At 40.8% G+C, this 22112-nt stretch carries 17 protein-coding genes; 14 read left to right on the top strand and 3 right to left on the bottom strand.

The window, feature by feature from the left end:
• Positions 1-5: 5 nt before the first annotated feature.
• The 14 genes from mraY (at position 6) to ligA (ending at position 18531) form a co-directional block, all read left to right on the top strand.
• Positions 6-1076: a phospho-N-acetylmuramoyl-pentapeptide-transferase gene (gene mraY / locus ABD909_RS01160; RefSeq protein ID WP_345096128.1), complete on the top strand. Its 1071-nt coding sequence runs from the start codon at positions 6-8 to the stop codon at positions 1074-1076.
• Between the two features lie 4 nt (positions 1077-1080).
• Complete coding sequence (gene murD, locus ABD909_RS01155) at positions 1081-2481, top strand: UDP-N-acetylmuramoyl-L-alanine--D-glutamate ligase (RefSeq protein WP_345096127.1); 1401 nt, start codon at positions 1081-1083, stop codon at positions 2479-2481.
• A 131-nt stretch (positions 2482-2612) separates the two neighbouring features.
• Complete coding sequence (locus ABD909_RS01150; RefSeq protein ID WP_345096126.1) at positions 2613-3767, top strand: FtsW/RodA/SpoVE family cell cycle protein; 1155 nt, start codon at positions 2613-2615, stop codon at positions 3765-3767.
• Positions 3760-4896 carry an undecaprenyldiphospho-muramoylpentapeptide beta-N-acetylglucosaminyltransferase gene (gene murG, locus ABD909_RS01145; protein WP_345096125.1) on the top strand — a complete coding sequence of 379 codons (1137 nt, stop codon included), beginning with the start codon at positions 3760-3762 and terminating at the stop codon, positions 4894-4896. The genes ABD909_RS01150 and murG overlap by 8 nt, the downstream gene beginning before the upstream one ends.
• A complete protein-coding gene (gene murC / locus ABD909_RS01140) occupies positions 4880-6292 on the top strand; it encodes a UDP-N-acetylmuramate--L-alanine ligase (protein ID WP_345096124.1) in 1413 nt (470 codons plus the stop codon). The genes murG and murC overlap by 17 nt, the downstream gene beginning before the upstream one ends.
• Positions 6285-7265, top strand: coding sequence for a UDP-N-acetylmuramate dehydrogenase (gene murB, locus ABD909_RS01135; protein ID WP_345096122.1), 981 nt, complete (start codon positions 6285-6287; stop codon positions 7263-7265). The genes murC and murB overlap by 8 nt, the downstream gene beginning before the upstream one ends.
• A gap of 237 nt (positions 7266-7502) precedes the next feature.
• A complete protein-coding gene (locus ABD909_RS01130; protein ID WP_345096120.1) occupies positions 7503-8423 on the top strand; it encodes a D-alanine--D-alanine ligase in 921 nt (306 codons plus the stop codon).
• On the top strand, positions 8411-9322 hold the full coding sequence (locus tag ABD909_RS01125; protein WP_345096141.1) for a cell division protein FtsQ/DivIB: 912 nt from the start codon (positions 8411-8413) through the stop codon (positions 9320-9322). The genes ABD909_RS01130 and ABD909_RS01125 overlap by 13 nt, the downstream gene beginning before the upstream one ends.
• Positions 9319-10620, top strand: coding sequence for a cell division protein FtsA (ftsA, locus tag ABD909_RS01120; RefSeq protein ID WP_345096119.1), 1302 nt, complete (start codon positions 9319-9321; stop codon positions 10618-10620). The genes ABD909_RS01125 and ftsA overlap by 4 nt, the downstream gene beginning before the upstream one ends.
• Positions 10621-10689: 69 nt before the next feature.
• Positions 10690-12459 carry a cell division protein FtsZ gene (gene ftsZ, locus ABD909_RS01115; RefSeq protein WP_345096118.1) on the top strand — a complete coding sequence of 590 codons (1770 nt, stop codon included), beginning with the start codon at positions 10690-10692 and terminating at the stop codon, positions 12457-12459.
• A gap of 210 nt (positions 12460-12669) precedes the next feature.
• Positions 12670-13536, top strand: coding sequence for a UDP-3-O-acyl-N-acetylglucosamine deacetylase (gene lpxC, locus ABD909_RS01110; RefSeq protein ID WP_345096117.1), 867 nt, complete (start codon positions 12670-12672; stop codon positions 13534-13536).
• Positions 13537-13705: 169 nt separating this feature from the next.
• Positions 13706-14599 carry an outer membrane protein assembly factor BamD gene (locus ABD909_RS01105; RefSeq protein WP_345096116.1) on the top strand — a complete coding sequence of 298 codons (894 nt, stop codon included), beginning with the start codon at positions 13706-13708 and terminating at the stop codon, positions 14597-14599.
• Positions 14600-14606: 7 nt separating this feature from the next.
• Entirely contained in the window at positions 14607-16268 is a 1662-nt protein-coding gene (gene recN / locus ABD909_RS01100; protein WP_345096140.1) for a DNA repair protein RecN, read from the top strand.
• A 103-nt stretch (positions 16269-16371) separates the two neighbouring features.
• Entirely contained in the window at positions 16372-18531 is a 2160-nt protein-coding gene (ligA, locus tag ABD909_RS01095) for an NAD-dependent DNA ligase LigA (RefSeq protein ID WP_345096115.1), read from the top strand.
• 169 nt (positions 18532-18700) lie between these two features.
• Here the strand turns inward: ligA and ABD909_RS01090 are convergent, their stop codons facing one another.
• The 3 genes from ABD909_RS01090 to ABD909_RS01080 are packed head-to-tail and all read right to left on the bottom strand — an operon-like array spanning position 18701 to position 22026.
• On the bottom strand, positions 18701-20527 hold the full coding sequence (locus ABD909_RS01090; RefSeq protein ID WP_345096114.1) for an aminopeptidase P family protein: 1827 nt from the start codon (positions 20525-20527) through the stop codon (positions 18701-18703).
• Positions 20528-20544: 17 nt separating this feature from the next.
• A complete protein-coding gene (locus ABD909_RS01085) occupies positions 20545-21414 on the bottom strand; it encodes a 50S ribosomal protein L11 methyltransferase (RefSeq protein WP_345096113.1) in 870 nt (289 codons plus the stop codon).
• Positions 21415-21444: 30 nt separating this feature from the next.
• Positions 21445-22026: an SCO family protein gene (locus ABD909_RS01080; protein WP_345096112.1), complete on the bottom strand. Its 582-nt coding sequence runs from the start codon at positions 22024-22026 to the stop codon at positions 21445-21447.
• Between the last annotated feature and the right edge of the window lie 86 nt (positions 22027-22112).

Here is a 22112-nt window from a genome sequence, read left to right as displayed (position 1 = left end):
GTACCATGATGCTATTTTTGTCTTCGTTTAGTGACTGGTTTCCAGGCGTTAATGTTTTTCGTTATATTACTTTTCGCACGATAGCAGCTATGCTCACCTCAGGACTCATTGTCTTTTTGTTTGGTCCTAGCATTATTGCCTCTCTTAAATTGCGGCAGAGAAAAGGGCAACCCATTCGCGCTGATGGTCCTCAGACACATTTTAAAAAAGCGGGAACGCCTACCATGGGTGGATTGATGATTTTAACCGGTATTGTAGTATCGGCGCTTTTGTGGTGTAATTTATCGAATATTTATTTTTGGGTATCGCTGTTTGTTATGCTTTCTTTTGGAGCTATTGGTTTTTATGATGACTATCTTAAAGTTACAAAACAAACACATAAAGGATTTTCCGGTAAGGCGCGGTTAAGCTTAGAATTTTTGGTTGCGACAATTGCTGTTTTTGTACTCTTACAAGTTGGCTCACCTGGATTAGCTGTGCCTTTTGTGAAAGAGTATTTTATCAATTTGAGCTGGTTTTTTATTCCTTTTTCTGCTTTTGTTATTGTAGCAACGGGTAATGCTGTTAATTTGACCGATGGTCTTGATGGGCTTGCTATTGTTCCTGTGATGGTTGCAGCCTTATCTTTTGCCTTAATTGCTTATCTATCTGGTAATATCAATTTTGCTGATTATCTACAAATTCATTATGTAGCGGGGACAGGGGAGTTGGCTGTTTTATTAGGAGCTGTTGTGGGTGCTGGTCTTGGCTTTTTATGGTTTAATGCGCCGCCAGCAGCTATTTTTATGGGGGATACGGGTTCTTTGGCTCTTGGAGGGCTTTTAGGTGTTGTTGCTGTGGCCACCAAGCATGAAATTGTTTTGGCTCTTATTGGAGGGCTTTTTGCTCTGGAAGGGTTTTCTGTTGTTATTCAGGTTGGTTATTTCAAACTAACAAAAAAGCGTGTATTTTTGATGGCACCTATACACCATCATTTCGAGAAAAAAGGCTGGACTGAAAGCCAAATCGTGATACGTTTTTGGATTATTTCGATTGTTCTTGCTCTTATTGGTCTTTCAACACTTAAATTGCGGTAAAGTTTTGATTTCTGTTGCATGTTATAAAGGGCAGAAAGTTGCTCTGTTTGGATTAGGGCGATCAGGATTAGCTACTGCGCAAGCCTTGATGCGTGGTGGTGCAGAAGTGGTTGCTTGGGATGATAATCCTTCCAGCGTACAAGAGGCACTCCAGCAAAATATTCCAACAAGAGATCTTCGTTATGAGAATTGGTCAGAGTTTGTTGCATTGATCCTCGCTCCTGGTGTGCCTCTTATGTATCCTAAGCCTCATTGGGTCGTTAAAAAAGCACGTCAAGCGAATGTAGAAATTATTGGTGATATTGAATTATTTGTACGTGCACGGAATCATTTTTTACAGCATAATAACTTTTGTGATAGAGACGTTCCCTTTATTGCTATTACTGGCACGAATGGAAAGTCAACAACGACAGCTTTGCTTGCCCATTTATTAGAAAAAATGGGCTATGATGTACAGGTGGGCGGAAATATTGGAACGGCAATATTGATGCTTAAGCCATTTGTTAAAAAACGTATTTATGTGATTGAATGTTCTTCTTTTCAAATTGATCTCACCCCTTCTCTTCAGCCAACTGTGGGTCTTTTATTGAATTTAACACCTGATCATATTGATCGTCATGGTAGTTTTACGAATTATGTGCAAGCCAAAAAGCATCTCATTGCTGGCGCTGCTCATGCTATTATTTCAGTGGATGATGCGGTCTGTCGGGATTTGTACCAACAATTGCTTGATGAAGGGCATACAGTTGATATCGTTTCTAAGGAATATTTTGTTGAAAATGGTTTTTATGCAGATGGAATGAAGCTTTTTTCTGTTTGTCAAGGACAGCGTCATATACTCGCAGATCTTGCATCTATGGCTGCATTGCGCGGTCGTCATAATGCCCAGAATGCTCTTATGGCATTAGCTACATTGCAGGCTTTAAAAATAACCGATCCCCATATAAATGAGCATTTAGCAAGTTATCAAGGTTTGGCGCATCGTATGCAGCAGGTGCGTAAAATGGGATCAGTTTTGTTTATCAATGATAGTAAGGCTACCAATGCAGATGCAACTGCTCCCGCACTTGCTGCTTTTCATGATATTTTTTGGATTTTTGGGGGACAGGCAAAGGAAGGTGGCATTGATTCTCTTAGAGGTTTTTTTCACAAAATTCATAAAGCCTATTTGATTGGGAGTGCTGCGGAAGAATTTGCGGATGTTATTGGCTCTTCTTTTCCTTTTTCAATGAGCATAACTTTGGAAAATGCGGTGCAGAAAGCTTTTATTGATGCAATGCATTGCAGGGCAAAAGAAGTTGTTGTGCTTTTTTCACCTGCTTGTGCAAGTTATGATCAATTTAAAAATTATGAAGAGCGCGGAGAAGCATTTGTTTCTTTGGTTAAGCAGTTAAAAGAAACATAAATTTAAAAAAGCTTTGTCACGTTAATATTCCAGAATCTTTTTTCGTGTAATTCAGTCTTTGAAGTGTTTTGCTAAAAGAGTGGGGAATCATATCACTTTGCGTGGAATTATGAAAAAATAAGGTGGATATAATGGTTACGCGTGCAGATAGAGACCCAATTGCGAATTGGTGGTGGACAATAGATCGCTCTATCTTTGCTGCTTGTTTGATTCTTATGGGGATTGGCATTATGTTGTCTTTTGCTGCTAGCCCCACCATTGCAAAAAAAATCGGAATAGCTGATAGTTTTTATTTTGTTCGCTGGCATATTATTTTTAGTATTCCGGCGTTTTTTACAATGGTGACCATTTCTTTTTTTTCGCTGCGTAATATTCGCCGTTTATGTGCTCTTTTACTTATTGTAACGCTTATTCTTATGGTTGCAACTTTATTCTTTGGTCCAGAATTAAAGGGAGCACGGCGGTGGATTCCCCTCTTTGGTTTTTCTGTACAAGCTTCAGAGTTTATGAAACCAGCTTTTGTGGTGATGTCTGCTTGGCTTTTTTCAGAGCAAATACGACGTAGAGGTATTCCTGGCTATGCGCTTGCTACTATACTTTATGCTTTTTGTTGTGTGCTCCTTGTTCTACAGCCTGATATTGGTCAAACAGTTTTAATAAGTGCAACATGGGGAGGTCTATTTTTTGTTGCTGGTGTGCCTCTTATGGCTATTTTCCTCTTTGTCATGTTAGGTATGGCAGGAATTGTTTTTGCTTATTTTTCTCTTCACCATGTAAGAGAACGTATTAATGGTTTTTTGACAGGTGAAGGTGATACCTTTCAAGTAGATGTGGGACGTGAGGCTATTTTGAATGGTGGATGGTTTGGGCAAGGGCCTGGAGAGGGAACCGTGAAACGTATCATTCCTGATAGCCATACAGATTTTGTGTTTTCAGTTGCTGCTGAAGAATATGGTATTATCCTGTGTCTCTTCATTATGATGCTTTTTGGCTTTATTGTTATACGCTCTTTGTATATAGCGTCAAATACACGTGACTCATTTATACGTCTTGGCATTACTGGTATAGCAATGATGATTGGTTTTCAATCAGCAATTAATATGGCAGTGAACCTTCATTTGATTCCTCCAAAAGGTATGACATTACCATTTATTTCTTATGGGGGGTCATCTATGGTGGCGATTGCATTTTCAATGGGTATTTTGCTTAGTCTAACACGTCGTTGGCCTGAGGCTCGCCTTTCAGCTTTTTCTTCTCCTTCTGTTTTGGATACTGTTTATGACTGATAAAAAAGTTATTGTTTTGGTGGCAGGTGGTACAGGTGGACATCTTTTCCCTGCCGAAGCTCTTGCTGTTGAATTAAGGCAGCGTGGGTATGATGTTCATTTGGCAACAGATGAAAGGGCTCAATGTTATGTACGCTGCTTTGATAAAGAGCACATACATATCATTTCATCGGCAACATTTACACGACGTCATCCTTTTGCATTGATAAAAACGTTGTGGATTTTGTTAAGGGGAATGGGGCAATCGTTGACACTTATTTATAAACTGCGTCCTGTTCTTGTTGGGGGATTTGGTGGCTATCCTAGCTTTCCTCCTCTTGTTGCTGCTGCTTTAATGCGGCGCGTAACATTTATTCATGAACAAAATGCTGTTATGGGACGTGCCAATCGGCTATTGGCACGTTTTGTGCATGCCATAGCAGGTGGTTTGTTATCGCAAAATAATCGTTATGCGCATAAAATATTTTTGACAGGAAATCCTGTGCGTGAGGCTGTTCTCAAAGCAGCAAACATTCCTTATCATCCCTCTACAAGTGATGAGCCATTTCATTTTTTGGTCTTTGGTGGAAGTCAAGGGGCTTCTGCGTTTTCACAAATTGTCCCTGAAGCAATTGCTTTGCTGGATGACGAGGTACGTAAACGTTTGCGGATTGTTCAGCAAGTGAGGGGAGAAGCTGAAGAATTAATGAAAACTTATCATCAGATGGGTGTGCAAGCAGAAGTTGCCTCTTTTTTTGATGATATGGCTGAGCGTATGGCGTGGTCTCATTTCATTTTATCACGTGCTGGTGCTTCATCTGTTTGTGAAATCGCTGTGATTGGTCGGCCTGCTTTACTTATTCCCTATCCCCATGCTTTAGATCATGATCAGGCAGAAAATGCAGCACTTCTTGCTCGTGAGGGAGGTGCACAAATTGTATCAGAAAAAGATTTAAATGCGCAAAAACTTGCTGCTCTTTTAACGCAAGCTTGTTGTGCACCGTACTTATTGGAAAAACAAGCGTTTTCTGCAAAAAAAGTTGGGCAACCTCATGCAACTAATCGTCTTGCGAATATGGCTGAAGCTTTGATTGAGGGGCGGTCAATATCAGATATAAAAGAGGAGCTTTTTAATGAAAATGCCGCTTAATATAGGTGTTATCCATTTCGTTGGAATTGGAGGAATTGGTATGAGTGGAATTGCCGAGGTTTTTCATAATTTTGGCTATAAAGTTCAAGGATCAGATCAAATTGAGAGTGCAAATGTTGAACGTTTAAGAAAAAAAGGAATTAATATTGCTATAGGTCATAATCCTGAAAATTTAGGGGATGCAGAGGTTGTTGTTTTTTCTACTGCCATTAAAAAAACAAACCCCGAATATATTGCTGCAAAAGAAAGGCATTTGCCGCTTGTAAAGCGCGCAGAAATGCTAGCAGAGCTTATGCGGTTTCGTCGAGCAATTGCTGTTGGTGGTACGCATGGTAAAACAACGACTACATCAATGATAGCAGCACTTCTTGAAGCAGGTCGTTTTGATCCTGTGGTCATTAATGGAGGTATTATCAATGCTTACGGTACGAATGCTCGTATGGGAGATGGTGATTGGATGGTTGTTGAAGCTGATGAAAGTGATGGTACATTTTTAAAATTGCCTGCTGATATTGCTGTCGTTACCAATATTGACGCTGAGCATTTGGATCATTACGGGAGTTTTGATGCTGTGCGTCAGGCTTTTCGGAAATTTATAGAGAATGTCCCTTTTTATGGTTTTGCTGTTTTATGCCTCGATCATCCAGAAGTTCAGTCGTTAGCTAGCCGTATTGATGATCGCTGGGTGATTACTTATGGCGCGAATCCACAAGCAGATGTCCGTTTTCTTAATTTTTCAATGGATGGTCAAAAAACGCATTTTGATGTTCTGATTCGTTCGCGCAAAACAGGAAAAAAGACTGAATTAAGGAATTTGCTTTTGCCAATGTCTGGGATGCATAATGTTTCTAATGCGACGGCGGCGATTGCCATTGCTCATGAACTGGGCATTTCAAATGAATCTATCAAAAAAGGTTTAGCAAAATTTGCTGGAGTAAAACGGCGTTTTACACAAACGGGAAGTTGGCATGGTATTGAAATATTCGATGATTATGGGCATCATCCTGTTGAAATAAAGGCTGTTTTATGTGCAGCACGTGAGAGTGCAAAAGGACGCGTGATTGTGATTGCACAACCACATCGTTATTCACGTTTGCGTAATTTATTTGATGATTTTGCTGCTTGTTTTAATGATGCAGATACAGTGTTGATTACCCCCGTGTATGCTGCTGGGGAAGAGCCAGTTGCTGGTTTTGGTTCTCAAGAATTGGTAGAGCATATAAAAATGGCCGGTCATCGTGATGTGCGTTTGATTCATTGTCTGGAAGATGTTGTATCAATTGTTTCTACTTTTGCTAAGGCAGGGGATTATGTTGTTTTTCTTGGGGCGGGCAATATTACACAGTGGGCTTGTGCACTGCCTCATCAGTTAGCGGTATTGGATAGTCATGAGTAATTTTCAGCCCATTGATGGTGAAGCACTGTTAGCGCAGTTACAACCGCTGCTGTGTGGAGTAAAAGGCAAACTTACGCCTAATATGGATATGCGTAAAGTGACGTGGTTTCGCACAGGTGGACTGGCAGAGCTCTTTTATCAACCTGCTGATGAAGCCGATTTAACGCTCTTTCTGAAAAATTTACCTGAATTTGTGCCGCTAACAATCGTCGGGATTGGTTCTAATCTTTTGGTTCGTGATGGGGGAGTTCCTGGTGTTGTTATTCGTCTTTCACCAAGGGGTTTTGGACAAGTGCAGCAAGTTTCTACAAAGCGTTTTTTGGTTGGTGCTGCTACGGCAGACAAACATTTAGCGTCGGCAGCGTTAGAGGCTGAGATTGCAGGTTTTCATTTTTATTATGGCATTCCTGGTGGTCTTGGAGGAGCACTCAAAATGAATGCAGGCGCTAATGGTATTGATACAGCTGCGCGTGTTGTTGAGGTTTATGCACTTGATCGTCAAGGACAGCGTCATGTCTTGAGTCTCAAGGATATGCGTTATTCCTATCGCCATTGTGATATTCCTGAAGATCTTATTTTTACGGCCGCTTTGTTGGAGGGTGAACGAGGTAAACAAGATGATATTCGTGCTGCTATGGATGAAGTTGCTCTGCATCGGGAAATAGTACAGCCTATTCGTGAAAAAACAGGTGGATCAACTTTTAGAAATCCTGAAAAAACATCTGCGTGGCGCGTTATTGATGAAGCAGGATGCCGTGGTTTGCGGATTGGTGGAGCGCAAATGAGTGAAATGCATTGTAATTTTATGATCAATACAGGGCAAGCAACAGGTTATGATCTTGAAGTTTTGGGAGAAACAGTGCGTGCGCGTGTTTTTGCACATTCAGCTCATCTTTTACAGTGGGAAATACAACGCATTGGTCAATTTGAACAAGGCCGTATAGTTTCCTCTTTTGATCCATTTCATGATTGATTCAGATGAATAAAAAACTGCGAATAAAAAATTGAGTCATTTCAAAGAGATAATGAAAAAAATCCATTAAGAATCAATAAATTAACAAAGAAACTCTTGCATCATCGGCTTGAGTCTGATTCATTATGCAAAATGCTAGGTTATTGATTCGTAAGGATAAATCTTAGTATTTTCCGTATATGGTGTTTGTCGTTTCTATATGATCTATATATAGTATGCATAAGGGGATAAGTTGTTATGAAAGATAAACATATAGCTGTCTTAATGGGAGGCTTTTCTTCTGAACGGTCTGTAAGTTTATCTTCAGGTACTGCTTGTGCTGATGTTCTTGAAATACAGGGGCATCGTGTGAGCCGTGTGGATGTTGATGGTCATATCGCTTCTGTTCTTGGACAATTGCAACCTGATATCGCTTTTAATGCATTACATGGGCTATTTGGTGAAGATGGTTGTATTCAAGGTATTCTTGAATATTTGAAAATTCCCTATACTCATTCTGGGGTGATGGCATCAGCATTGGGGATGGATAAGGGGCGTGCAAAAATTATTGTTGCGAGTGTTGGAGTTTCTGTGGCGCCTTCTTGTGTTATGAACCGTTTTGCTGTTGGGCTGTCGCATCCTATGGCGCCTCCTTATGTGATCAAGCCCGTGTGCGAAGGTTCGAGTTTTGGTGTTACGATTGTGAAGGAAAATGAATCTGCGCCACCACATGATATTGTGGGAGATGAGTGGGGTTATGCAGATGAGGTTATGATTGAAAAATATATTCCGGGTCGCGAACTTACTTGTGCTGTTTTGGGAAATGAAGTGCTCGATGTTTGTGAAATTTTTCCAGATTCGCATTTTCAATTCTATAATTATGACTCAAAATATAAAACTGGTGGCTCTCTTCATGTTTGTCCTGCACAACTTTCATCAAATATTTACCAAAATGTGCAAAGAATGTCTTTAGCAGCTCATCAGGCGATAGGTTGTCGAGGTGTTAGTCGTTCTGATTTTCGTTTTAATGAGGAAACTGGAGAATTGGTTTGGCTTGAAATTAATACCCAGCCCGGTATGACACCTAATTCTCTTGTTCCTGATATTGCAAAAGCAAGTGGTCGTAGTTATGGCGATATTGTTCAGTGGATGGTGGAGGACGCGTCGTGTATGCGTTGAATGTTAATAAGACAAATATTCCGATGGAGGTGCCGTTAGTGCCAGCTTTGCCACGACTTTATCGTCGTTTTCTTCGGTTTATGTTTGAATTCTTCTTTATTAGTGTTCATGTTCCACGTCATTTGGGTTCTTTTTGTGTTGTATTGTTTTTCTTTATCACGGTTTTTTACGGGCTTTCATCAAGTGGTCAGGTGGGAATGATTATGAAGGCAGCAGTATCTGATATTGGTTTTGTGGTTACTGATGTTGAGATCAGTGGTAATAAACGTTTGCTAAAACAGGAAGTTTTAAAAGAATTAGGACTTGAGAGAGAGCAATCTATTTTTACTTTTAATGTTGATAGGGCGCGTTCCTTTTTAGAAAAGCAGGATTGGGTTCAATCTGCTAATATTCAGAAGATTTATCCCAACAAAGTGCGTATTTCAGTTGTGGAGCGTGAGCCCTATGCAATTTGGCAACATGATGGTGTGATGGATATTGTTGATAGTACGGGTCGTGTCATTGTGCCCTTTAAAGGAGGGATTGTACAGGGGCTACCTTTTATCGTGGGGAGAGGGGCACAAAATTCTGCCAAAATGTTTCTTCAAACGCTGTCAGTATATCCAAAACTGTACAGTCGTGTTCGTGCTTTTATACGTATGGGTGATCGGCGTTGGGATCTTGTTTTGGATAATGGGGTACGCGTTATGTTGCCTGAGCAGGGTGCGCTTGAAAGGCTTTCTTCTTTGATTGAGATAGATAGAGAGCAAGATCTTTTGGCTCGTGATATTTTGACTGTTGATTTGCGTCTTTCTGATCGTATTACCGTTTCTTTGACAGATGAGGCATTAGAACGCCGTCATGCTGCTGTGGCAGAAGAAGAGCGCATTCTAAAAACGCGAAAGGCAGGGAACCGATGATGTTACTCGGATCACATCATGGGGGGGGGCGCAAAACACGTTTTTTGACGGTGCTTGATGTTGGCTCAAGTAAGATTGTTTGTCTTATTGCTTGTTTGCGTCCTTTAAAGCATGCGCACTATTTACACGGTCGTACACATTCTATGGAAATTTTAGGCTTTGGAGTGCAACGTTCTTGCGGCATTAAATCTGGTGTGGTGATGGATATGTTTGCGGCAGAGCAATCCATAAGATTGGCTGTTGATGCGGCAGAAAAAATGGCTGGTTTGGTGGTGGATTCGGTGATTGTGAATTTTTCCTCAAGCCGATTACAAAGTGATTTTATCAATGGCATGGTACGTTTGAATGGTCGTGAAGTAACCAAGCGTGATGTACGGGTGGCGTTTTCAGATGTTTCACGCAAAGCTTTTGATGCAGAACGCCATGTTATGCATTCAGTTCCGGTCTCTTATGTATTGGATGGGGATAAAGGAATTTCTGATCCAATAGGAATGACTGGGGAATTATTTGGTGTTGATGTGCATGTGGTAACAGCCGAAACTGCAGCTTTGCGTAATTTAGAAACTTGTATTAATCGTGCACATTTGAGTGTTGAAGCAATAGTAGCAACGCCTTTTGCAAGTGGTCTTGCGGTTTTGATGAATGAGGAAGCACATTTAGGTGCAGCATGTATTGATTTTGGTGGGGGAACAACAACATTTTCAGTATTTTTTGAAGGAAAATTTGTCCATGCTGATGCATTGGCGGTTGGTGGACATCACGTGACTCTTGATGTTGCACGTGGATTCTCTATGTCTCTTACTGAGGCAGAACGTTTAAAAGTTGTCTATGGCTCAGCACTTCTTTCAAGTGCTGATGAGAGACATATGATTAGTGTGGCGGAGATCGGTAGTGAACATCATGAAACGCAATATCCTCGTGCAGTTCTTGGTCGTATCATTCATGCACGTGTTGAAGAAATCTTAGAGATGGTGCGTGATTGTTTAAATCGTTCTGGCTTTGGTCACATTATTGGTAAGCGTGTTATTTTGACTGGGGGAGCAAGCCAGTTAACAGGATTGCCAGAAATGGCACGTACTATATTGGGAAGAAATGTTCGTATAGGGCGGCCTTTAGGAATTTCTAGGCTTCCTTCTCTTGCAAAAGGGGCGGCGTTTACATCTGCTGTTGGATTGTTAATTTATCCGCAATTGGTCGGTTTTGAAGAAAAAACAATGCAGGCGGCAGTGAATCATTTATCGGTAGGCACGCGTGGGTATTTTCAGCGTGTTGGTCAATGGTTGCGTGAGAGTTTTTAGTTAAGTCTATTTGGGTTAGGTTAAATTACATCGCTTGAGCTTGCGATGTCTTATGAGAAGGAAAAGGAAATGACGATTAATCTGCATCGGCCAGATATCGCGGAATTAAAACCACGCATTACCGTTTTTGGTGTTGGCGGTGGTGGTGGGAATGCCGTGAATAATATGATTAATGCTGGTCTTCAGGGAGTTGATTTTGTTGTTGCAAATACAGATGCACAGGCTTTAGCTATGTCAAAGGCTGAACGTGTTATTCAACTTGGTGCAGCCGTTACGGAAGGTTTGGGTGCTGGCGCATTGCCGGAAGTTGGACAAGCAGCTGCAGAGGAATGTATAGATGAAATTATTGATCATCTGGCAGATTCCCATATGGTTTTCATTACTGCTGGTATGGGGGGCGGTACTGGAACTGGAGCGGCGCCGGTGGTGGCTCGTGCTGCGCGTGAAAAAGGGATTTTGACTGTTGGTGTGGTAACAAAACCATTTCAGTTTGAAGGGGCTCGCCGTATGAAGACGGCAGAGGCTGGTATTGAAGAGTTACAAAAATCTGTTGATACCTTAATTGTTATTCCTAATCAGAATCTTTTTCGTATTGCTGATGAAAAGACAACATTTGCTGATGCTTTTGCTATGGCTGATCAAGTGCTTTATTCTGGTGTTGCTTCCATTACAGATCTCATGATTAAAGAGGGGCTTATTAATCTTGATTTTGCCGATGTTCGTTCTGTTATGCATGAAATGGGGCGCGCGATGATGGGGACTGGTGAGGCATCTGGTGAGGGGCGCGCTTTGAATGCTGCTGAAGCTGCTATTGCAAATCCACTTTTGGATGATACTTCTATGCGTGGAGCTCGTGGCTTACTTATTTCCATTACGGGTGGTCGTGATATGACTCTCTTTGAGGTGGATGAAGCTGCTAATCGTATTCGCGAAGAAGTGGATGCAGATGCGAATGTTATCTTTGGTGCCATTGATGATGAGTCACTAGAAGGGGTTATTCGTGTATCCGTGGTTGCAACGGGGATTGATCGTGAGATAAGTGAGGTGATTCAGCCTTCCCATCCTCAAATGCAAAGACCTGCAGCTGTAATGCGTAAAAGCGATTCTGGAATGCCACAAAGTTCTTTTCATGTTCAGTCGTCTCCTTTACGTTCTGAAGCAATGGTAGAAGTGATTGAAGCCCTTGAAATAGAAAAAGGGAAATCAATGGGCGAACAGTTTCGTCCTAAAAGTCAAATTTTTACACAGCCTGCAGATGTTGTTGCACGAAATGTTAGTACTCCTCCTTATGGATCAAGTGCTGTGCAAGGGCCGATGTCAAATACACCACGTATGCAAGTAGGTCGTGGTTCACAGTCCTCTATGGTTGCACCAGTAAGTATGGAGGCAACAGCCCATGTTCTTGATGAGATGGCAGAAGTTGTACAGCAGAAAGAAGAAAAGCAAGGACAACAAAGGCACATGCAACAAATGCAAGCGCGTTCCCCTATGCGTATGCCTGAGTTAAAGGATTTTCCTCCCGTTGCGCATAGTCAAGGTGAGAGATCAATGGCTGGCGAACAGGGACCTCGCAATCTTTGGCAACGTTTGAAACAGAGTTTGACACATCGTGAGGAAGTTGAACCAGAAGCTAGATTAGAACCTGCTGTGAAATCTTCTCAGCAGCAAGAAATGCATGGTTATCATAAAAAATCTCAGGCACTTCCTCAAGATGCTTCTGTTTATGTTCCACGTCGTTCTGGTGAGTTGCATCCCCAGGTACCGCAAAATCAACGTACCTTTATAAGTGAAGAAGATCAATTGGAAATACCAGCGTTTTTGCGTCGTCAGGCAAATTAGTGGGTAAAAAGTGAGGGAAAGAGAAGTTCTTGGCATCTTTTTACATAATGTGTGAAAGTGTTGTTGAGTGAAGTATACTGCGCTTTTGAGAAAAATGTTCTATTTTTTATAGACCCGCTTAGTAATAAGCGGGTTTGTTATTTGCTATGAATATCATTTTTATGGTTTTATAAGTCTTTTAAAGACGTAAAAATAATTTAATGAAATGACATGATGAAGCTGGGGAAAAAATATCAGTCTACTCTTAAAGAAGCTGTGACATTTAAGGGATATGGTGTTCACAGTGGGTGTTTGTCTGTGGTGACGGTTTATCCAGCTGATGTAGGACATGGTATTGTTTTTAAGCGTTGTGGAATAGAGCAGAGATTTCAAGCACATGCATCGCAGACAGGAGCGACTGAATTATCAACAGTGCTTGGGCACGGAGAGTTCAGAATTGAAACAATTGAACATTTAATGGCTGCAATCGCTGCTTATAATTTAGACAATCTTATTATTGAAGTGTCGAGCCATGAGATCCCTATTTTGGATGGTTCTGCTTGGCAATATTGTCAAGCTTTTGAAGAAGTTGGTATTATACAGCAAAATGCTTTGCGTTCCTATTTCATTATAAAAAAGCCACTGCGGGTTGAAGGGAGCCATGGTATGGCAGAGTTTTTGCCGTTTGATGGGCGTCGTTTTGATATAACGCTCTCTTTTTCCTCTGCTGTTATTGGGAAACAACATTTTAATTTTGATCTCACGACAAAGGGATTTAGAAATGATTTGTCGCGTGCACGTACTTTTGGTTTTGTCAAAGATGTAGAAAAATTATGGGGTTCGGGAAAGGGAATAGGCGCTTCTTTGGAAAATTCTCTTATTATTGGTATTGATGACAAAATCATGAATCCAGAGGGGCTTTATTGGAAAAATGAATTTGTTCGGCATAAAATGCTGGATGCAATTGGTGATACCGCTTTGCTTGGAGCACCTTTTATTGGATTATTTCGTTCCTATTGTAGTGGACATAAAATTAATTCGCAATTGGTAAAAGCTGTTTTAGCAGATGAATCATGTTACGAAGAAAGCTCCTTGTAGAGTGGGTAGAAAAAAGTGAAAAGATTTTTTTAAGAATCTGTTTGATTTTTAAGGGGATGATTGATCTTAAGTTATTAAATTGTTTAGTGGATTTTAAAGTGATATGGTATAAAAAATTTTAATAAATAATTTTGCGACAAGGTGACATTCTCTGGAGGCCGGAAGAACTATGACAAAATCTCATCTATGTATTGGAAATGTGGCATATAGGAAATCTAACATTGTACGCAAGGTATTGGGGGTGGTGCTTTTGGGAAGCACCTGCATGTTAGCGGGGTGTTTATTTAAAGAGAAAAATACCCTTGATCCATCTGCTTTTGTTTTAAAAATCGATCCACCAGATGTTCTTTATAATCAGGCACTGGCTAGTCTTGAGAGTGGACGGCTTGGAGATGCTGCAAAAAAATTTCTTACGATTGAAAAACAATATGCTTATACTGATTGGGGTCGTAAGTCTTTAGTGATGGGGGCTTTTACAAATTATCGACTGGGCAAGTATGATGATTCAATTAGTATGGCTCAGCGCTACATTACTCTTTATCCAGGTTCAGATGATTCGGCTTATGCCTATTATATTATTGGTCTTTCTTCTTTTCGTCGGATTCCTGATGTTACACGCGATCAGCATGATACGAAACGTGCTATTGCTGCTATGCAGCTTCTCATAGAGCGCTATCCAAACTCTGAGTATGTCAAGGATGCGAAAGATAAAATACGTTTTGGGCGTGAACAGTTGGCTGGTAAAGAGATGCAAGTTGGCCGTTACTATGAAGAGGGACGGCGTTATCTTGCTGCAAGTAGAAGATTTCGCACAGTTGTTGAAGAGTATTCCGATACAAATCAAGTTGAAGAAGCTCTGTTCCGTTTGACAGAAGTTAATCTTGCTCTTGGCTTAACATTGGAAGCGCAGACTGCAGCTGCTATTTTAGGACGTAATTATCCCAAAAGTGAATGGTATAAGTTTTCTTATAATTTATTACAAAAAAAGAGCATATCGCCACAGGAACATAAATCTTCTTGGATCTCACATGCTTTAAGTGGTGAGAAAAATAAGGCACGTTGATTCTCTCATGCTGGTACAGCTTTCGGTTCATAATATTGTTTTGATCGAAACGCTCGATATTCATTTTACAGCGGGGTTATCAGTTTTAACTGGTGAAACGGGTGCGGGGAAGTCTATTTTACTTGATGCTTTATCCTTGGCTCTTGGTGGACGTGGCGATGCTTCCCTTGTACGTCATGGTGCGGACCGTGGGCAGGTAACAGCTGTCTTTGATGTTCCTGTTTTACATCCTGTACGTCAGCTTATTCGTGAAAATGGTTTTGATGATGAAGGCGATATCATTTTACGGCGTGTGCAATCGAGTGATGGGCGGAGTCGTGTTTTTATTAATGATCAGGTGGCGAGTGTTACATTAATGCGTAACGTTGGTCGTCAATTAGTGGAAATCCATGGGCAGCATGATGATCGCGCGCTTGTTGATGTTGCTACACATCGCCAGTTATTAGATGCCTTTGGTGGGCTTGAAGTCGAGGTGGAAAATTTACGTCAATGTTATCAGGTATGGCATGATTGTGAAGAGCGTTTGCAACAACAGCGTCTTAAAGTAGAGCATGCAATGCGCGAAGTTGATTATCTTCGTGCGTGTGTGGAAGAGCTTGAAAAGCTTGATTTTCAAGTTGGTGAAGAAGATGCTCTTTCTCTTCGTCGTGCAGATATGCTTAAATTAGAAAAAATAGCCACAGATATTAAGGAAGCTGATGATCTTTTAAGTGGTCAAAAATCGCCAATACCCGTTCTTTCCAATTTGGTGAGGCGTTTGGAGAGAAAAATCCCTGAGGCAGAAGAGCTTATTGCACCTGTGGTAAAATCGCTTGATGATGCATTGCATGCACTTGCAACAGCACAGGAAAGGATTGAGGCGGCAATGCGGGCATTGGATTTTGAACCTAATGAATTGGAACGGATAGAAGAACGTCTTTTTACGATTCGCGGTTTTGCTCGTAAATATCAGGTTTCTGCGGATGAATTGGTTCAGTTACGCAATAAAATGGATGCTGAGCTTGCTGATTTTGAGGAGGCTCAGATCACATTAACGCGTTTTGAAGATGAGGTAGAGCAAGCAAAGAAAAATTATGATCAATTGGCACAAGCCTTAACAATAAAGCGTCGAAAGACAGCAAAGCATTTATCTGAAAGTGTTATGGCTGAGTTGCCGGCATTAAAATTAGAAAAGGCAGAATTTATTGTTCACATGCAGACCGATGTTGAAAGACGAAGCGCAGAAGGGTGCGATCGTATTGAATATTGGGTACGGACTAATCCTGGAACACGGGCAGGCCCCATGCTGAATGTTGCTTCTGGTGGTGAATTGTCTCGTTTTTTATTGGCATTAAAGGTTGTGTTATCTGATCGTGGATCGGCTCCCACGCTGATTTTTGATGAAATTGATATAGGTGTTGGCGGAGCTGTTGCTGCTGCCATTGGACAGCGGTTGCAGCATTTATCGGAAAAAAATCAGGTCTTTGCTATTACACATGCACCCCAAGTGGCGTCAAAAGCGCATAGCCATTTTCTTATTTCAAAGAGTGTAAGTGATGATAAAGGGCGCTTTGTTACAGCTATTCATAAAATGGAAAAGCAAGAGCGTGCAGAAGAAATTGCTCGTATGTTGGCAGGAGAACAGATTACTGAGGAGGCACGGGCAGCTGCTCAAAAGCTTCTTGCCTAGTCATTATTGAGAAAAGATTGACGAGCGTGCGTTTGTTTGAATTCACTTCATAATAAAGAGTTGAGATTTTGATGGTTATAGTCCATCATTGGGAAGAAATTTTATGAATACGGATGGAATTAAAAAACTCACTGCTCTTGAAGCTGAGCGTGAATTGGAGTGGTTGGCAAAAGAGATTGCACGTCATGATGTGCTTTATAATCGTGATGATCAGCCTGAAATTTCTGATGCAGAATATGATGCTCTTCGCCGGCGTAATGCAGAAATTGAAGCTCTCTTTCCTGAACTTGTTCGTATCGATTCTCCTTCACATAAAATTGGGGCGCCGGTTTCAGAAAAGTTTGAAAAATCTGTTCATGCACAGCCTATGCTTTCCCTTGATAATGCTTTTAGTTCTGAAGACGTGTATGAATTTGTTGAACGTGTGCGTCGTTTTTTACGGCTTCCCGAAGTACAATTATTGGAAATAACAGCGGAGCCAAAAATTGATGGTTTATCTTTGTCTTTGCGCTATGAAAAGGGGCGGCTTGTGCGTGCTACAACGCGTGGTGATGGAATTGTCGGAGAAAATGTTACGGTAAATGCTCGAACAATTGCTGATATTCCAAAAGTTTTACAAGGTGAATTTCCTGATATTCTTGAGGTTCGTGGTGAAGTTTATATGGGGCGGGAAGATTTCCAAGCGCTGAATAAGAGTCAACAGGAACGAGGCAAGTTAACTTTTGCTAATCCTAGAAATGCTGCGGCTGGTTCACTACGACAGCTTGATTCACGGATAACGGCTCGTAGAAAGCTACAATTTTTTGCTTATGCTTGTGGTGAAGTGAGTAAACTGTTTGCAGAAAGTCAAATGGAGATGATGAAAAAGCTCAAAGAATGTGGCTTTGTTATCAATCCATTGACAAAAGTTTTTAAGACAGTAGAGGAGATCATTTGCTATTATCATGATATTGAAGAACGTCGTCATACCTTAAGTTATGATATTGATGGGACTGTTTATAAGGTTAATGATTTGATGCTGCAAATGCGTTTAGGGTTTGTTTCTCGTTCGCCACGTTGGGCTATCGCACATAAATTTCCAGCAGAAAAAGCTATGGCGCTTTTGGAAGATATTGATATTCAAGTGGGACGCACCGGTGCATTAACTCCTGTTGCGCGTCTTGCTCCTATCACTGTTGGTGGTGTGGTGGTGACCAATGCAAGCTTGCATAATGAGGATTATATTAAGGGAATTGGGCATAAGGGGGAGCCTATTCGTGAGGGGCGTGACATTCGGGTAGGCGATACGGTAATTGTACAACGTGCTGGTGATGTAATTCCTCAAATTGTTGATATTGTTGTGGAAAAACGCCCAGAAGATTCTTCTGCTTTTGTTTTCCCTCATCTTTGCCCTGTTTGTGGCAGTCATGCTGTTCGTGAAGCAGGAGAAGCTGTGCGTCGATGTACAGGTGGGCTTATTTGTCCTGCGCAAGCAATTGAGCGTATTCGCCATTTCGTTGCGCGCAATGCTTTTGATATTGAAGGGTTTGGGAAAAAACAGGTGGAGTTTTTCTTTCATATTCAAGATGAGACGCTTTGGATTCATACACCTGCTGATATTTTTACTTTGCAACGCCGCCAAGAAAACTCTTTGGTACGTTTGGAAAATATGGAGGGTTTTGGTACTGTTTCAGTGCGTAAACTTTATGATGCTATTAATGCACGTCGAGAAATTCCTCTCAGTCGTTTTTTATTTGCATTGGGAATTCGTCATGTTGGTGAGGTGAATGCGCGGCGCCTTGCACGTGCTTATCAAAATTATATGGCTTTTGAGACAGCGGTGATGGCGGCAACCATACAAAGTGAGAAGGAGAATGAAGAGGGCAATGAAGCTTGGATGGAGCTGACTAATATCGAAGGAATTGGACCACAGGTAGGCAGTTCAATTGTTGATTTTTATAAGGAAGCGCATAATCGTCAGATTTTGGCTGTTTTGCTTGAGGAAGTAACCCCTGTTGATGAAGAATCTGTCACAATAGCATCTTCACCGATAGCAGGAAAGGTTATTGTTTTTACAGGAACTTTGACGCATATGTCACGCGATGAAGCAAAAGCATTGGCAGAGCGATTAGGGGCAAAGGCTTCCAGTTCACTTTCTAAAAAAACCGATATTCTTGTTGTTGGTACTGGTGCGGGATCAAAATTGACTAAAGGACAAGAATTAGGTGTTGAGGTTATCGATGAAGAAACTTGGTTACAGCTCATTGAAGGACATTATGGTTAGGGGGGGATGCCTTAGCATGATGGACATACTCGTCTTTTGTTTTTTAATGCTGTGAAATATTGTCTTATCAAGGTGATAAGATAATGAAGAGATATTTTTAATATTTCTTCATGATCAGTGCATATTTTCGCTTAGAAAAAGGGCATGGGGGTGTTGAAGTTGCACTGCTTTAAAGAGGCATGGTTGCTCTTTTTGCCCATTCCTTCTCTTCTTCATTTAAATAAGGTGCATTCATTTGATAAATACGCGCGTGGTAATTATTGAGCCATTGTCGTTCTTCTTGTGTCAAAAGTTCTGCAAGAATGAGTCTTCGATCAATGGGGCAATGTGTGAGTGTTTCAAACGAGAGCATTTCTCTCTCTCCACTGTCAATTTTTTGTGCGGGTTTTACAATAAGTAAATTTTCAATACGAATACCAAAGGCACCTTCGCGATAATATCCAGGTTCATTAGAAACAATCATTCCAGGGAGCAATTCTTGGCTTCCTTTGCATGAAATATTTTGTGGCCCTTCATGAACAGAGAGATAAGAACCAACTCCATGACCCGTGCCATGGGCGTAGTCAAAACCGGCTTTCCATAAGGCAATGCGTGCTAGAACATCAATATCTTGTCCACGTGTTCCTTTTGGAAAATATGCGGTTGAAAGAGCAATCATGCCTTTAAGGACCAAAGTAAAACAGCGCTTTTCTTCTTCTCCAATATTCCCAATTGCTACTGTGCGTGTAACATCTGTGGTGCCATCACGGTATTGTCCACCTGAATCTACAAGATAAAGTTCACCAGCCTTGAGTTGTTTGTTGGTTTTTGTTGTTACACGGTAATGGATAATTGCTCCATTTGCACCTGCTGCTGAGATCGTATCAAAAGAGAGATCTTCAAGTTTTTTTCCCATATCTTTTGCTGTATTTATGCGAAATTCTTCTAATTTCTGAGCAGCAGAAATTTCATCTATTGTATCTGGTGTTTGTTTGTCTAACCAAGCAAAAAAACGGGTAAGAGCGACACCATCGCACAGATGTGCTTGCCGCGCACCTTCTCGTTCTGTGTTATTTTTAATAGCACGGGGTAGAGCAGCAGGGTCGGTAAGTGTGATGAAAGATTTTCCATCTTCTTCAAGTACAGTGCGTAACTTTTCGCATGTTAACCTTGGATCTAAAGCAAAAACCATGCCTTTTTGAAGATAATCTTTAATCTTTGCAATAAGCTGTTCTGGCTCATATAATTTTGCATAACGTTCCAAGTATTGTTTTTGTTCTTCAGCAAGTTTTTTGCTATCAATGAATAAGGCCGGTGTTTCTTTTGTGGGTATCAGGGCAAAACAAAGGGAAAAAGGTGTGTTGGAAACATCATTGCCACGTATATTGAATATCCATGCAATAGAAGAGGGATCCGTAAAAATAAAAGCATCTGCACTGGCTTGTTGTATGTCTTTGCGAATTAAAGATAATTTTTCATCAGTGTTGCATCCTGCATATTGGGGAGGATGAATTGATATAGCAGATTGCGGTGGTAGTGGTTGATCATGCCAGATAAGATCAATAGGATTTTGTTGAACTGCTATAAGCTTTCCACCTATTTTTATTTCAAATGTTTTTTTTAATGTCTCGATGGCAGAGACGGTGTGGAGCCATGGATCAAAGCCAATAGAAAGTTGTTTTCCATTTTTTTCAAGCCATTGTGAGGGGGGGCAAGTTACAAGATCTTCATATTCAAAAATATGAGGATCAGTTTGTTGGCGAACTTGGAGCTTATAGCGTCCATCTGTAAAGATAATGGCTTTATTTTTTAAAATGAGAGCGATCCCCGCTGAGCCAGTAAAGCCAGTGAGCCAGCTTAGGCGTTGAGCACGCGGGGAAACATATTCTCCTTGATGTTCATCGCTACGCGGAACAAGAAAGCCATCTAACCCGAGGCGATAGAGCTCTTTACGAAGAGAAGAAATACGCTCAAGAGCATGGTTCGAATTTGTCGTTTCTTCAAAAGATTGATACATAACAACGCCCTTTTCATTTATTTAAGATGTATCGTAACCCATTCTTGACGGTGGTATGTTTCAATATGTTTGAGTCCCTGTTTTACATAAGCTTCTAAGACAAGTTCATGTTGGTCTTCAAGAATTCCAGAGAGTATAAGTGATCCACCTTTTTGCAGTATTTGCACCATTTCTGGCGCAAGTTCAATAAGCGGATTGGCAAGGATATTGGCAATGATAAGATCAAAGGGTGCACGTGAGGCAATTTCATCATGGGCAAAACCCGTTGCTGTAATTGCCGTAATATATTTTTCTACACCATTGAGTGCGATATTGTGTTGTGCAACTTTGATAGCCATTGGATCAATATCGGATGCAAGTATAGCAATAGGTTTAAGCTTTGCTATGCTAATCGCTAAGATCCCACTGCCAGTACCAAGATCAAGGGCATTTTGTGGATTTTCGTGTTTCATGACTTTGGCAATCATCTCTAAACAACCAGCAGTTGTTCCATGATGTCCAGTGCCAAAAGCTTGATTTGCGTCAATTTCAATGGGAAAAACATTCTGTGGGATGTCGTTACGGTTATGGCTTCCGTGTAAAAAAAAGGGACCAGCATGCACCGGTTGTAGTCCTTCTAAGCTTTTTTGTACCCAGTCAATATTGGGTAAAATTTCATGGTTCACTTTATAAGGATCTATAGAAAGAACCTGTGCAAATCGTTTCGAAACACGCTCCTGATTTTCTTGGTCTACATAGAGTGAAAGTTCATAGATGGCATTTTTTTCGTCTATTTCTACAAGAGCAAGAGGATATCCTTCTTCGTCAAAGATCCTTTCTATAAGCGTATAAAACTGCTCTGCTTCATTCTTAAAAGCAGTATAATACAGACGAATTTGCTGTGACATCCTGTTCTTTCTTTATAATTGGCTTTTTATTTAGTTTGAGACAAGTTTTTTGAGTCGTTCAATAGCAATCTCATCTTTTAATTCATTGTTATCTTCTTTAGGTTCATAAGGGATAACACCAAACAGTTTGCCACCTTTTTTGAGCAAAAAAATTGCTGCTGTATGGTTATAAGTGTAGTTTCCATTTGTTCCTGGTACTTTTTCCGCAACGATGTTAAAAGAATCTACCATTTTGTGAACTTTTTCAGGATCTCCACTGATTCCTACAATTTTGTTGGTAAAATTACTGAGATAATCATGGAGTACTTTTGGTGTGTCACGTTCAGGATCAACAGTAACAAACCATATGCCTAATTTATCAGCTTGAGGGCCAAGAGCTGTTAACCATCGATCAAGATTGATTAATGTGGTAGGGCAGACTTCAGGACACATGGTGAAGCCAAAGAAAATAATCGAAGGCTTGCTTCGAATATCAGCTTCGGTAATCGTATTTCCGTTGGAGTCCATGAGTGTAAAATTATCCCCTAAAGGCTTATTTTTCAATGCATCATAAATGAAAATGCCGGCAAGAAATATGACTGTTAACCCTAAGATGCGTATGACGTTTTTCATAATTTTACTCTCTATAAAAAGACAGGAAACTGTAGCATTGGTGCATTTGTTTTGCAATCTTTGTTTCATGGTTGATTTTGTTCCTT

It is taken from the genome of Bartonella acomydis, from assembly GCF_039543025.1.
GTDB classification, from domain to species: domain Bacteria; phylum Pseudomonadota; class Alphaproteobacteria; order Rhizobiales; family Rhizobiaceae; genus Bartonella; species Bartonella acomydis.
Note: the sequence above shows the minus strand (reverse complement) of the source record. Positions and strands in the feature narration are given on the sequence as shown.

What these genes read in the sequence shown, in the direction of transcription:
- mraY (WP_345096128.1), top strand. Translation starts at nt 6, where the DNA reads ATGATGCTATTTTTGTCTTCGTTTAGTGACTGGTTTCCAGGCGTTAAT.
- ABD909_RS01150 (WP_345096126.1), top strand. Translation starts at nt 2,613, where the DNA reads ATGGTTACGCGTGCAGATAGAGACCCAATTGCGAATTGGTGGTGGACA.
- murG (WP_345096125.1), top strand. Translation starts at nt 3,760, where the DNA reads ATGACTGATAAAAAAGTTATTGTTTTGGTGGCAGGTGGTACAGGTGGA.
- murC (WP_345096124.1), top strand. Translation starts at nt 4,880, where the DNA reads ATGAAAATGCCGCTTAATATAGGTGTTATCCATTTCGTTGGAATTGGA.
- murB (WP_345096122.1), top strand. Translation starts at nt 6,285, where the DNA reads ATGAGTAATTTTCAGCCCATTGATGGTGAAGCACTGTTAGCGCAGTTA.
- ABD909_RS01130 (WP_345096120.1), top strand. Translation starts at nt 7,503, where the DNA reads ATGAAAGATAAACATATAGCTGTCTTAATGGGAGGCTTTTCTTCTGAA.
- ftsA (WP_345096119.1), top strand. Translation starts at nt 9,319, where the DNA reads ATGATGTTACTCGGATCACATCATGGGGGGGGGCGCAAAACACGTTTT.
- ftsZ (WP_345096118.1), top strand. Translation starts at nt 10,690, where the DNA reads ATGACGATTAATCTGCATCGGCCAGATATCGCGGAATTAAAACCACGC.
- lpxC (WP_345096117.1), top strand. Translation starts at nt 12,670, where the DNA reads ATGATGAAGCTGGGGAAAAAATATCAGTCTACTCTTAAAGAAGCTGTG.
- ABD909_RS01105 (WP_345096116.1), top strand. Translation starts at nt 13,706, where the DNA reads ATGACAAAATCTCATCTATGTATTGGAAATGTGGCATATAGGAAATCT.
- recN (WP_345096140.1), top strand. Translation starts at nt 14,607, where the DNA reads ATGCTGGTACAGCTTTCGGTTCATAATATTGTTTTGATCGAAACGCTC.
- ligA (WP_345096115.1), top strand. Translation starts at nt 16,372, where the DNA reads ATGAATACGGATGGAATTAAAAAACTCACTGCTCTTGAAGCTGAGCGT.
- ABD909_RS01090 (WP_345096114.1), bottom strand. Translation starts at nt 20,527, where the DNA reads ATGTATCAATCTTTTGAAGAAACGACAAATTCGAACCATGCTCTTGAG.
- ABD909_RS01085 (WP_345096113.1), bottom strand. Translation starts at nt 21,414, where the DNA reads ATGTCACAGCAAATTCGTCTGTATTATACTGCTTTTAAGAATGAAGCA.
- ABD909_RS01080 (WP_345096112.1), bottom strand. Translation starts at nt 22,026, where the DNA reads ATGAAAAACGTCATACGCATCTTAGGGTTAACAGTCATATTTCTTGCC.